Raw genomic sequence first — 13,254 nt, forward strand, 5'->3', positions numbered from 1 at the left:
GATTACTGCCAGTTGCCGTAGTCGGCCGAGTAGCCGTCGCCGCCCGCCTTGCCGTCCTGCCCATAGAACACGAGGTCGAAGCTGCCGTGCTCACCCGGGTAGCGATAGCCGAACGGATGACCCCAGGGATCCTTCAGATCGGATTCCTTGGCATACGGTCCTTGCCAGTTTTGTGCATCGGCCGGCTTGGTGGTGAGGTCGTCGAGACTGTGCGGCGGGCTGCCGTTGTCGAGGGCGTAGTTTTCGATCTTCTGGCCCAGCGTGGTCACCTGGGCCTTGCCGGCACCGTACTTGCCCTTATCGACGTTCTTGCCGACCTGGGTCACCACGATGGCACCGATGATGCCGATCAGCACGATCACGGCGAGCATTTCCAGCAGCGTGAAGCCGCGGGCGTGGCTGTGACGGAGGGTACGGTTCACGCGCATGGGACAAGCTCCTTGAAACGGGTTCGATCAGTTGATGTTGCTGGTAAGACTGAGCAACGGCAGCAGGATTGCCGCCATGATGAAAGCGACCATCACGGTCATGACGATGGTCAGTGCCGGCACCAGCGCCGCCAGCAGGCGGTCGATGGCGCGCTTGGCCTCGACGTCGAAGGTGTCGGCGACCTTGAGCAGCATGGTGTCGAGCGCGCCGGCTTCCTCGCCGACCTGGATCATCTGCAACGCCAGCCGTGGGAAGCGCTCGGTCTGGGCGAGGGAAGTGCCGAGTCCCGCACCACCCTTGACCCGCTCGGCGGCCTGTTCGAGTGCCTGGTCGAGCGCGCGGTTGCCGGTGACCTGACGGGCGATCGCCAGCGACGACAACAAGGGCACGCCGTTCTTGAGCAGGGTACCCAGCGTACGGGCGATGCGTGCCGTCTCGACCTTCAGAAGCAAGGGGCCGGCGACACGCATGGTCAACAGACGGCCGTGGAAAGCGAGCTTCGTATCGGGGTCGCGCAAACGCAGACGCAGGAAGGCGCCGAGCACGACCATGACCAGAACGATGGCCCACCACCAGTCGCTGATCACCGTGCCGAGCGCCAGCACGACCTGCGTGATCAGCGGGATCGGGACCTGCATGTCGGCGAAGATCGGCACGAACTGCGGCACCACGTAGGCGAGCAGCAGCACCAGCGAGCCGAGCACGCCGACCATCAGGAAAGCCGGATAGATCAGGGCATTGATGATGCTGCCGCGCAAGGCCTGCGCACGCTCGAGGTAATCGGCCAGGCGCCGCAGCGTTTCGTCGAGCGAGCCACCGGCTTCGCCCGCACGCACCAGGCTCACGTAGAGACGCGGAAAGACACCGTTCTCTTCATCCAGTGCCGTGGACAGGGTCGTTCCGCCGCGCACGCGATCGCGCACGCGCTCGACCAGATTCTTCGCGCGATCGCCCTCGGGGAGGTCAAGCAGGATACCCAGCGCGCGGTCCAGCGGCTGTCCGGCGCCCAGCAAGGTCGCGAGCTGATGCGTGAACTGCGCGAGCTGATCGCCCGTGAAAGGTCCCTTGCGAAACAGCGCGGCGATCCCGCCGCCCGATGCGGCACCGTCCGCGGGCGCGGCCTCCAGCGGCGTATGGCCCTGGTCCTGGAGGCGCGCCACCACGTCCGCGACGGAAGAAGCCTCCATCCGACCGGTAAGGGCTTCGCCTGCGGCACTGATCGCGCGGTAACGGAACATGCTCATGGGTGTGGGCCTAGGATTCCTGCGTCACGCGCAGGACTTCCTCGATCGTGGTGATCCCAGCCACCGCCTTCGCGAGACCGTCCTCGTACATCGTGCGCATGCCCTCGGCGCGTGCCAGCCGTTCGATCTCACCGGCATCGGCGCGCTGCATGACCAGGCGGCGCAGCGGATCGCTCATGATGAGGAACTCCATGATCGCCCGACGTCCGCGATAGCCCGTCGGATTGGCCGTGCTGGTGCCGGGCTTCCACAGACGGATGGGGCGCTCGTCGGTGTATTTGTGCAGCTCGAACTGCTCGATGACTTCGGGCAGGGCCTCGTACGGGACGGCCGTCTCGGGATCGAGCCGGCGAACCAGACGCTGGGCCAGGATGCCGTTGACGGTGGAGCCCAGGAGGTAATCCTCCACGCCCATGTCGAGCATGCGGGTGATGCCACCCGATGCGCTGTTGGTATGCAGCGTCGACAACACCAGATGGCCCGTGAGCGCCGACTGGATCGCGATCCGGCAGGTTTCCAGATCGCGCATTTCGCCGATCATGATGACGTCCGGATCCTGACGGACGATCGAGCGCAGCGCACCGGTGAAGTCCAGTCCGATCTGCGGTTTCACCTGAATCTGGTTGATGCCCTCGATCTGGTATTCGACCGGGTCCTCGACGGTGATGATCTTCACGTCGGGCGTATTGATCTGCGACAGCGCGGTGTACAGCGTGGTCGTCTTGCCCGAACCGGTAGGTCCGGTGACGAGCAGGATGCCATGCGGCCGGTCGAGCACCTCCACGAAGCGGTCGCGGAAATGCCCCGTGAAGCCCAGCGATTCAAAATCGAACACGACCGATTCGCGGTCGAGAATACGCATGACCACCGACTCGCCAAAGCTGGTCGGCACCGTGGAGACGCGAAGGTCGAGCTCCTTGCCCTGCACGCGGAGCTGAATACGACCATCCTGCGGCAGGCGACGCTCGGCGATGTTGAGCCGCGCCATGATCTTTACACGGGATATGACAGCCGCCGTCGAACTGGACGGCGGCGCTTCGACCTCGTGCAGCACGCCATCGATGCGATAGCGCACCTTCAGGCGGTTCTCGAACGGCTCGATGTGCACGTCCGATGCGCGCTGCTCGACCGCACGCTGAAGAATCAGGTTGACCAGGCGGATGACCGGCGCTTCGGAAGCGAGATCGCGCAGGTGCTCGACATCGTCTTCGACCGCCGCGGTGCCGTCGAGGCTTTCGACGATGCTGCCCATGGCGGAACGACCCTGGCCGTAATAACGCTCGATCAGATCGTCGATTTCCGAGCGCAGGCCCACGCGCAACCGGACCTCACGGCCCGTCGCCAGGCGCACCGCCTGCAGCGGGTAAGGATCGGCGGGGTCGGCCACGAGCAGGCCGAGGCCTTCGTCGCCCTCGCGCACCGGCACGACATGATATTGCTTGAGAAATCTTACGGAGAGTTCGACGTCGGCCGGCGGCAGCTCGGGAGCATCCTTGGCGGCGAGCAGGTCCAGCCGCAGCAGATCGGCCCAGGCGTCGGCAAGATCGCGCTCGGAGACCAGGCCAAGCCGCGCCATGAGCGAGGTCAGCGTGCCATCCGGGGTCTCATCGTGCAGGCGGCGCGCCCGCGCGAGATCGGTGTCCTTCAGGCGGCCGTGCGCGACCAGATGCGCGCAAACCTGGGCTTCGCCGGGTTCCCCGGTGAGCATGTCCTTATATTCGGTCATCGCAGACATGCCAACTCCACACGGTCCGTAGGTTACGTCTTGCCAGGCGGTCGTTCCTGACCGCGCGGGCCGCTATTGGTAGCACAGACCGTGTGTCGGGGGCGACCGGGAAACCTCCGATTCGCGACAGGGCTCAACAAGCGAAAGCCGGCGTTGCCGCCGGCTTTCAAGGACTTGGCGGCGCCGTGTAGGCGCCGCCGGGCGTAATTACCAGCCCACGCCTACACCCACGCCACCCGACGACTCGCCTCCGCTGATCGATGCGCCGAAGGTCAGGCTGGCACGGGGCGACAGGGCGCGCGAGTAGCCGACTGACAGGGCTCCCTGCCCCTTGTAGCCGCCGACGCCCACACCCATGCGGTTGTCACCGCTGACCCCCTGCGTGCTGAAGGCCATCTGCGACATCGCCGCGCCCATCGCGCCCACCTTGTTCAGGCGGTCGTTGAGGTTGCTGAAGCGACGGTCCACCGTACGCTTGTAGTCATCGAAGGCGCCGCCGCTGACCACATCGCCGAACTTCTGGTCGGTGTAGGCCTTGGCGCTGCTCAGCGTCGTCGCGTCGCCCTGATCGGCGTACGACTTGGCGGTGGCAACGGCCTGATCGACCTGGCCGAGATTGGCGGCGTCGGTGGGTGCCGTTCCAGTCGCGACGTTCGTCACGCGACGCTCCGCGCCCGCGCTGCCGACCGATACGGTATTGGCCTGATCGGCGACCGAATTCGCACCCAGCGCCACGCTGTTCGTCGCGGCCGCCGTCACGGTGGCTCCCGTACCCACGGCGGTGCCGTTCTCGGCGCCGACGCTGGCATTGGTACCCACCGCGAGATCGGTAGGATCCTTGGCGTAGCTACCCGCGCCGATGGCGGTGCCGTTACCGGTGCCGTCGACGACGGCGGCGGCGACCGCGGGCGCGGCGGCAACTACCGGCGCGGCGGCCACCGGCGCGGCAACCACGGCATCGGCCGTGACCGGTGCGGACGCGCCGACCACCGTCGGCGATATCACCGAATTGCGCCGCACGGGCGTCCCGCCCGGAATCGTGGATCCACCCGACTTCGACTCGAGCTGACCGACCCGCGTATCGAGGGACGACAACGCCCCGTCCAGCGCACCGACCGCATCGCCGACCGTCCCGTACGAGCTTCCCTGCACCCGGTAGACCGGGCCGACGAATCCGCTCGCGCCCATCGTCGCGCCGCCGCCGAGCGCCATCGCCACGGCGTTACCCGCCGCGTTCGAGGTGCCCGAGAAGGCGCTCGAGAGTGCCGTGTTCAGCTGCCCCAGGTTCACCGCATCGGTGGTCTGCGTACCCGCCGCCACGTTGGTGATCTGCCGGTTGCCCGACGCGCTGCCCACCGACACGGTGTTCGCGCGGGTCGCCACCGATCCCGCACCGAGGGCGACGGAATTCACCCCGAGGGCGCGAGCGCTGTCACCGATCGCCGTGGCGCTGGCCGCACCGGCGTTGGCGGAAGCACCGATCGCCGTCGCCGAGGTCTTGCTGGCCGTGGCGAACGCACCCTGCGCCGTCGACAGATCGCCGCTGGCGCTGCTTCCCGCACCGGTGGCCGTGGCATAGGCGCCCGTCGCACTGGCGTCGTCGGAGCCATCGCCGGCACCCGTGGCGGACACGTAGTGCGCCGCGGAGCTCACGCTGTCCGCAAGGTCCGTCAGCTGCTGGACGTTCGCCGCGTCCGTGCCCTGCGTGCCCGCGGCGACGTTGGTGACCTGACGCTCGCTGCCGCGCGCGCCCACGGACACCGTGTTGGCGCGGTCGGCATTGGCGTTGGAACCGAGCGCCACGCTGTTGGCCGTCGTGGCCGTCGAGCCGTTGCCAATGGCGACGGCGTTGGTGGCCGGCGTCGTGACGAGACTGTTGGCGCCGAGGGCGACACTGCCTGCGCCGCGCGCCGTGGAGAAGTCGCCCACGGAAACGCTGCTCGCACCCGAGGCCCAGCTGTTGATGCCCAGTGCCGTCGCGTTGTCGCCCGGCGCATACGCGAAGTAGCCGAGTGCCGTGCTCCCGACGCCTTCCGCCGCCGCGACACCACCGAGGGCCGTCGCATAATCCGCCGTCGCCTGCGCCCCCGCACCGAAGGCGGCCGCGCTGTCACCCGTGGCACCGGTGTAGATGAGGCCGAAGCCCGCCAGGTTGCTCGGGCCACCCACGGCGACCGAGCCCGCGCCAGACGCCGTGGTCGACGTACCGACCGCCGTCGAGTAGTCGCCGGTGGCATTGGCGACCGCACCCAGTGCCGTCGACTGCGCGCCGCTGGCGTAAGCGCCGACACCGGCCGATGTCGCGGCGAAACCGCTCGCCTGCGAGCTCGCACCTACCGCGGTACCGCCGACGCCGGCACTCGTCGCACCGGTATCGACCGGATTGCCGTTGGCATCGGAGATCAGCGCGTTGCCGTCTTCATCGATGGCATTGCCACCCACCGCGACGCTTCCCGCGCCGGTTGCCTGCGCGCCGGCACCGAACGCCGCGGCGTTCTTGCCACTGGCGACGCTCCCATACCCGTTGGCCGTAGCGAAGTCGTTCGCGGCAACCGCACCCGCACCGGTCGCCGTCGCTCCCGTACCGGCCGCGAAGGCGCCCGAGCCGGACGCGCTGGCGTAGTCACCGACCGCCTGCGCATCGTCGCTGCCATCGCCCGCACCATTGGCGCGGAAGTAATGGCTCGCATCGCTGGTCGCGCTCGACACGGCATCCAGCTGACCCTTGTTCACCGCGTCCGTCGCTTCGGTACCCGCGGCGACGTTGGTGATCTGCCGCTCGCTGCCGACATCGCCCACCGAGACGGTATTCGCGCGGTCGGAATACGAGCTCGCACCGAGTGCGACCGAATTCGCCGCACCGGCGATGGCGGATTCGCCGATCGCCGTGCTGCTCACGCCATCCGCCCAGCTGTTCCAGCCCAGCGCGGTCGCGTAGTCCGCCGTCGCCCAGGCGCCCGCACCGAAGGCGGAGGCACCCGTGCCCGCGGCCTGTGCCGGAATGAAGCCGAAGAAGGTGCTTCCGCCGACGGCGACGCTCTCGTCACCCGTGGCCTGCGCACTTTCACCGACGGCGATGCTGCTGGCACCACTCGCCGCGCTTTGCGTGCCGACGGCTGTGGAGAGATCGCCTGTCGCGTTGGCCACCGCGCCAAGCGCCGTGGCCTGTGCACCGCTCGCGTACGCACCGACACCCAGCGACGAAGCCGCAAAGCCGCTGGCCTGCGCGCTGGCGCCGACCGCCGTTCCACCGACATCCGCGCTCGTGGCGCCCGTGTCGACAGGCACACCGCCGCTGGTGATCAGCGGATTGCCATCGGCATCGACCGCCACGCCGCCGACGGCGACGCTTCCGGGACCATTCGCCTGCGAGCCCGCGCCGTAAGCCGCACTGTTCTGGCCGGTGGCGACGCTGCCGTAGCCCGTTGCCGTCGCATTTGTACCCGTCGCCACCGCACCGCTGCCGAACGCACTGGCACCGTCGGCCGCGGCGAATGCACCGGAACCTGCGGCGGTCGCGTAGTTACCCGAAGCCAGGGCATCATCCGATCCGTCGCCGATGCCGTTAGCCTTGAAGTAATGGCTCGCATCGCTGGTCGCACTGGATACCGCGTCCAGCTGTCCCTTGTTCACCGCGTCCGTCGCCTCGGTACCGGCCGCGACGTTCGTGATCTGCCGTTCGCTGCCGACGTCACCCACCGACACGGAATTATCGCGATCGGCCGTTGAGCCTGCGCCCAGTGCGATGGAGTTCTCGCCCAACGCCCATGCATTGGCGCCGAGGGCCGTTGCGTTGTTGCCGAGTGCCCAGCTATTCGTGCCGAGCGCGATCGCATTCTCAGCCTCGAGCCCGAACAGCCCGAAACCGGTTTCCGCGTACTGACCGATCGCGACACTGCCGACACCCGATGCGCTGGCACCGCCACCGACGGCCGTCGCACCGGCGCTGTACGCCGACGAACCATAACCGTTCGCTACAGAGAGACTGCCATCGGCAAAGGACTGCGAACCGGTGGCGGTCGAGCCTGCGCCAGAGGCCTGAGCGAGGAAGCCGCTGGCCGTGGATTGCTCACCCTGCGCGAATGCCGCGGTGCCCAGTGCCGTCGCGTAAGCACCTTCGGCCTGCGCGCTGGCGCCAACGGCGGTGGCGGCGAGACCGGAGGCCGTTGCCGGACCGACGGCTTCGCCGGTCGCGTTGTAGGTAATCAACGGATTGCCGTCGGCATCGAGGGCTTGCGCACCGATCGCTGTCGCGCCGTTCGCCGAGGCCTGCGCGCCGGAACCGTAGGCCGAGCTGTTCTGACCCGATGCAACGGATCCATAGCCGCCGGCGGTGGCGAACGACGCGTTGGTGCTCGCCCCGCTGCCGATGGCCGACGATCCGATACCCTGCGCGATCGCGCCCTGACCGACCGCCGTCGTGTAGTCGCCGCTGGCGAAACTACCCGAGCCGACGCTCGACGCACCCGTGCCGTCGGCAATCGCTCCATGGCCGTGTGCAAGCGATTCATCGCCGAACGCCGCGCTGCTCTCGCCGGTCGCGGTGGAACCCGTCCCGGATGCTTCCGCATTGGCGCCCGTAGCGGTCGAATTCTCGCCCGTCGCCGACGCGAGACCACCGACGGCTGTGGCGTTGTTCGCCGCCGCGTAGCTTCCGCTACCGATCGCGGATGCGAAGTCGCCCGTCGTCGTCGCCACCGCACCGACCGCCGTGGACTGCACACCACTGGCCAGCGACTGCGCACCGAGTGCGCTGGAACCGAGATCCTGCGCACTCGCGCTTTCACCGACCGCCGTGCTGCTTTCGGCGGCGGCGTACGTGTTCCAGCCCAGCGCCGTCGCGTAATCCGCCGTCGCCCAGGCACCGGCACCGAAGGCCGCCGCGCCCGTGCCCGTCGCCTGTGCCGGGATGAAGCCGAAGAAGGTACTGCCACCGACCGCGACACTCTCGTCGCCCGTGGCCTGCGCACTTTCACCCACCGCGACGCTGCTCGCGCCCGTCGCCGCGCTCTGCGTGCCGACCGCCGTGGAATAGTCGCCGGTGGCGTTGGCCACGGCGCCGAGGGCGAGACCCTGCGCGCCACTGGCATACGCACCCACGCCAAACGACGAGGCCGCGAAGCCACTTGCCTGGGCACTGGCACCGACCGCGGTGCCACCGACACCGGCGCTGGTCGCACCCGTATCGACCGGCAGACCCGCGTTGGTGATCAACGGATTGCCGTCTTCGTCCACGGCCACACCACCCACGGCGACACTGCCCGGGCCATTCGCCTGCGAACCGGCACCGTAGGCCGCGCTATTCTGTCCCGTCGCCACGCTGCCATAGCCTGTCGCCGTGGCATTCGAACCCGTGGCTACAGCTCCGCTACCGAACGCGCTGGCACCGTCAGCACCGGCAAACGCACCGGCACCGGAAGCGGTCGCGTAGTTTCCGGTGGCGAGCGCGTCGTCCGACCCGTCACCATTGCCAGTCGCCTTGAAGTAGCGCGTCGCGTCGCTCACGGACGTGTCGAGCTGTGCCTTGTTCACCGCGTCGGTACCCTCGGTACCGGCCGCGACGTTGGTGATCTGGCGCTCGCTGCCGACATCGCCGACGGAGACGGTGTTATCGCGATCCGCTGTCGAACCGGCGCCCAGCGCCACGGAATTTTCGCCCAGTGCCCACGCGTTGGCACCCAGCGCTGTCGCGTTGTTGCCGAGTGCCCAGCTGTTGGTACCGAGTGCTACCGCATTCTCGGCTTCGAGACCGAACAGGCCAAAACCCGTTTCGGCGTACTGACCGATCGCGACGCTTCCCGCACCGGAGGCGCTGGCACCGCCGCCGACGGCCGTCGCGCCCGCGCTGTATGCGGCCGAACCGTAGCCGGTCGCGACCGAGAGGTCGCCATCGGCGAAGGCCTGCGAACCGGTCGCAGTCGAACCGGCGCCGGACGCCTGGGCGAGGAAACCGCTCGCCGTCGACTGCTCGCCCTGAGCGAACGCGGCCGTACCCAGCGCGGTGGCGAATTCACCTTCCGCCTGTGCACTTGCACCGATGGCCGTGGAAGCGAGACCCGAGGCCGTTGCCGGACCCACCGCCTCACCGGTCGCGTTATAGGTGATCAGCGGTTTGCCGTCGGCGTCGAGCGCCTGGCCGCCGATGGCCGTGGCGCTGTTGGCCGATGCCTGCGCACCCGACCCGTAAGCGGAACTGTTCTGTCCCGCGGCGACCGAGCCGTAGCCCGTTGCCGTCGCGAACTGTCCGTTGGCGACGGCGCCCGCACCGGTCGCGCTCGCACCGGTGCCGTTAGCGAAGGCGCCGGAGCCCGACGCCGTCGCGTAATCGCCCGTCGCCTGCGCGTCGTCGCTGCCGTCACCGGCGCCGTTGGCCTTGTAGTAGTGCGCCGCGTCGCTGACGCTGTCGGCGAGCGCGGTCACATCGCCCTGCACGCCATCGACGCGCTTCGACAACGTGTCCACGCGCTTCGATACACCGGTCACGGTCGTCGACACCTGGTCGAGCTGACCCTTGTTCACCGCGTCCGTCGCCTGCGTGCCCGCCGCGACATTGACCACTTGGCGTTCGGCGCCGGCGCGGCCGACCGAGACGGTATCGGCGCGGTTGGCAATGGAGTCGCTGCCGATCGCAACCGCGTTCTTCGCGATGGCGCGTGCGCCGCGGCCGATCGCCGTGCTCGATACGGAGGCGGCATTCGCGCCCTGTCCGATCGCCGTACTGTCCGCACCCGTCGCGCGCGTCCCCTGACCGATCGCCGATGAAAAATCACCGGTCGCCTGCGCGTCCTGTCCTACCGCCGAGCTGGAATGGCCACTCGCCTTCGCGTCAGTGCCGATGGCGATGCTGAAATCGCCCATGGCCTTCGCCGCCTGACCGCACGCAAAGGCGTCGTCGCCCTTCGCGCTCGGTGCCTTGCCCTGCAGACCGAAGAGGAAGCCACCGCATACCGTGCCGTTGTCTTTCGCCTGTACAGGCGCACTGGCCAGCGCCAGCATCACACCGGCCGCCAGCGGCAGTGCCGCCATGGCGGCGCGAAGGCGTCGGGAGGCGCCGCCCTTGCCGTTTGCCCGAGCCAGCTCCGATGCCACGACCAGAATGCCAAGCGATTTGTTCCAGACCTTGCTGTAGATGGTGTTCATGTAACCTTCCTCCCAGATGTCCGCCATGAGCGATCGATGCGCGGGCGCGCTTTGCGCTGCCCGTCGCCTGTCCGTCGCGACCGCGGCGGACAAAGTGTCCATAAGGCCGGACGACGCGTCGTCGTCCGGCCATCCATACGTCTATTCGTCAATCCCCTGGAAACAGATCCCGGCATACCGGGATCTGTTCCGTCGCGTCACAGCGTGTACGCACCCAGGACACTCACGCCCGAATACGCCGCTTCCCCCTTCACCGTCAGCGTCCACACACCGGCCGCAGGCTTGGCGGCCGTGAACGGCTCGCTGTTGCCCGGACGGTTCGGCTGCGCCTTGACCACACCCTTCGGATCGGTCACCGAGATCGACACGTCGCCCGAGCCACCGTAGGTGCGCAGGGTCAGCGTCTTCGCGTTGGCCGGCACCGTCAGCTGGTACGCGGTCGTGGCACCGGCTGCGCCCTTCTGGCCGTTCAGGGCGGTGTTGTTGGCGAGCACGATCGCGGGCGGCGCGGCCGGCGGACCCCAGGCGTCGTACTGCGCCTGCGTCTGCGTATCGGACAGGCAGGCGTTGAGGCTCGACGCCTGCGCCGCCGTGACCAGGCCGTCGGTCGCCAGCTGCGTCGCATACGCGTGCACCGCGGAGCGATAGTCGCCGACCGTGGCAGCCGCACCGGCGAGGATCTTCGCGTTGGAGATCACGTTCGCACCGATGATCACGCCGCCCGGGACGAGGGTCGGAATGCCTGTGTCGCACGTGAGCAGCTTCTGCGAGGTGCGGTTGAGACCCCAGCCGATGTCCTGGAACAGCGCGGGCGTGAGGTCGACGTCGATCTGTCCGACGAGGTCCTGGTTGATCGCGTATTCCATGATCGCGTTCGGCGTCAGGCGCGTGTCGTAATGCGAGAACGACGAGCCCTGAGCGAGGACCGTCGGTGCATACAACTGCACGTTACCCTGCGCATCCGCACCGGCCAGACCCGTGCCCTTGCCGACCGCGCCGGTGAGACCGGTCAGGTTCGCCTTGAGCTTACTGCCGTCCGCCTGGCTGATCGCGATCACCGGAATGGTGACCGGCGAGGCGGGTGTGCCTCCCGGCGTGATCGCGCCCGCCTGGTTGTTGGCGATGAGCACCGCCTTGGCGCCCGCGCTCTGTGCGTTCAGCGTTTTTACGGTGAAATCGCAGGTGCCACGGTCGATCAGGGCGATCTTGCCGGCGAGTGCCGAGCCGTTGGTGATGGCTGTGCAGCCGTCCGCGGGGCTTGCCTGGACGACGCTGCCCGTGAAGTTGGAGGCCGTCGCCAGCGGACCGAACGAAGCCTGCGAGAAGGTGTAATCACCCACGGCGGCGGCCGGCGCGGTGACGTGGAAGACGTCCGGCGTACCGAGCGCCAGCGGTGCTTCGGCCTTCACCGTCGGCCCCGTGAAGACGAGCTTGCCGTCGTCCAGCGCGGCCGTGACGCGCTGCGCGGCGGTGAGGTCGTACCACTTCTTCTGCTGCGTGTCGTTGTAGACGAAGGTGGAGTAGATGTCGGGACGAGCCACGCCATCGTCACCGACATACGGCGACCCCGTGGTCAGGCTGTTGAAGCCCGAGAAACCGAGACCGTGCGCCATTTCGTGCAGCACGACGTTGAGGAAGTTGATCGAACCGGCGGGCGTCTTGCCGTCCAGACCGAAGTACCACTTCGATCCTTCGAGGCATCCCGTGGAACCCAGCGCACCGTTGAACTGGCTCTGGATATCGTCTTCGCCCGGCGCACCGTCTTCATGGGTCAGCGCGTCGAACAGCGCGGAGTGATACCACGTGTTGCGCACCGCGCCCGCGGGCAAGGTGCTGGTGTTGTCGAAGTAGAAGATGTACGTCGTGCCGGACGATCCGAGCACGCCCGAGGTGGCATCGCACGAGAGCGGCTCGAACGTCGCGCCGTTGGAGATGGTGACGTCGCTCTGCAGTACGGCGCCCCAGATATCCGCGGCGAACTGGTAGACGTTCAGCGCCTGCTTGCCGACCGTGGTGCCGGGGTTACCGCCGACCGGTGTGGCCGGGGTCGGATCGTCGAGACCCTTGCCGGTGCCGACGTCCTGATTGACGATCTTGATCTCGGCGGCCTGGGTGCTCACGGCGGTGAACAGTCCGGCGGCGGCGAGCGCGGTGAAGAGAAGGCTGCGGCGAATCATCGTGTGACCTCCGGTGCCTTCGGCGCAGCCTGTACGCCGTGGTCGTCATGGTGGATCGATACGCTGCCGTCGGGCTGGCGCTCGGCGACGACGCTGCTCATCAGCTCCTGCGGAACGCGCACGGCCCTGGCGTGAACGCCATTACCGAGGCTGACCGTACGGAACGTCGACTTCGCATCGGCGGCGGTGCGCGGTCGCGCGCTGAGCGATGCCGACTTGCCCGCGTTGACCTGGAAGGCCTTCGACAACGCCGCGCGCTCGGCGGCGGTGGGCTCGCGGAGGCGGCCGGTCGAAGGATCGATGGCCACCTGCACGCCCTGGACCATGACGGTCTGCGGCGCGGTGACCTGCGGCGTTTCAGCGGCCTGCGCCGCTGTCGCCACGGTGAAGATGCCCGTCAGCACCAGGCCCAGAGCCTGTGCCAGTGTTCGTGAATTCATTACCGATACCTCCCTAGTGCGGCGCCGGGACCCCTCCCTGCACGCCCACCGGCGAAGACCCCCTCGCCGGCGTAAACACCTCAGGATTCGACGTTCCC

The 13,254-nt window shown here is 68.2% G+C and carries 6 protein-coding genes; all 6 read right to left on the reverse strand.

The annotated features are described in order from the left end of the window. Positions 1-2: 2 nt before the first annotated feature. On the reverse strand, positions 3-428 hold the full coding sequence (gene gspG, locus FA85_RS08155; protein ID WP_081907331.1) for a type II secretion system major pseudopilin GspG: 426 nt from the start codon (positions 426-428) through the stop codon (positions 3-5). 27 nt (positions 429-455) lie between these two features. After that, entirely contained in the window at positions 456-1,673 is a 1,218-nt protein-coding gene (gspF, locus tag FA85_RS08160; RefSeq protein WP_036109846.1) for a type II secretion system inner membrane protein GspF, read from the reverse strand. A gap of 10 nt (positions 1,674-1,683) precedes the next feature. Further along, positions 1,684-3,399, reverse strand: a complete 1,716-nt coding sequence (gspE, locus tag FA85_RS08165) for a type II secretion system ATPase GspE (RefSeq protein WP_239709181.1) — start codon at positions 3,397-3,399, stop codon at positions 1,684-1,686. A 207-nt stretch (positions 3,400-3,606) separates the two neighbouring features. Next, the gene (locus FA85_RS08170; RefSeq protein ID WP_036117020.1) at positions 3,607-10,539 is read right to left on the reverse strand and encodes an ESPR-type extended signal peptide-containing protein; all 6,933 of its coding nucleotides are present in this window, start codon (positions 10,537-10,539) and stop codon (positions 3,607-3,609) included. Positions 10,540-10,736: 197 nt separating this feature from the next. Beyond that, entirely contained in the window at positions 10,737-12,716 is a 1,980-nt protein-coding gene (locus FA85_RS08175) for a PA domain-containing protein (protein WP_051943235.1), read from the reverse strand. Next, positions 12,713-13,156 (reverse strand): post-PEP-CTERM-1 domain-containing protein, encoded by a 444-nt coding sequence (locus FA85_RS20850; RefSeq protein WP_051943233.1) that lies wholly within the window; start codon positions 13,154-13,156, stop codon positions 12,713-12,715. The genes FA85_RS08175 and FA85_RS20850 overlap by 4 nt, the downstream gene beginning before the upstream one ends. Positions 13,157-13,254 lie beyond the last annotated feature (98 nt).

It is taken from the genome of Luteibacter mycovicinus (assembly GCF_000745235.1).
Taxonomy (GTDB): domain Bacteria; phylum Pseudomonadota; class Gammaproteobacteria; order Xanthomonadales; family Rhodanobacteraceae; genus Luteibacter; species Luteibacter mycovicinus.

What these genes read in the sequence shown, in the direction of transcription:
- FA85_RS20850 (WP_051943233.1), bottom strand. Translation starts at nt 13,156, where the DNA reads ATGAATTCACGAACACTGGCACAGGCTCTGGGCCTGGTGCTGACGGGC.
- gspE (WP_239709181.1), bottom strand. Translation starts at nt 3,399, where the DNA reads ATGACCGAATATAAGGACATGCTCACCGGGGAACCCGGCGAAGCCCAG.
- gspF (WP_036109846.1), bottom strand. Translation starts at nt 1,673, where the DNA reads ATGAGCATGTTCCGTTACCGCGCGATCAGTGCCGCAGGCGAAGCCCTT.
- FA85_RS08175 (WP_051943235.1), bottom strand. Translation starts at nt 12,716, where the DNA reads ATGATTCGCCGCAGCCTTCTCTTCACCGCGCTCGCCGCCGCCGGACTG.
- gspG (WP_081907331.1), bottom strand. Translation starts at nt 428, where the DNA reads ATGCGCGTGAACCGTACCCTCCGTCACAGCCACGCCCGCGGCTTCACG.
- FA85_RS08170 (WP_036117020.1), bottom strand. Translation starts at nt 10,539, where the DNA reads ATGAACACCATCTACAGCAAGGTCTGGAACAAATCGCTTGGCATTCTG.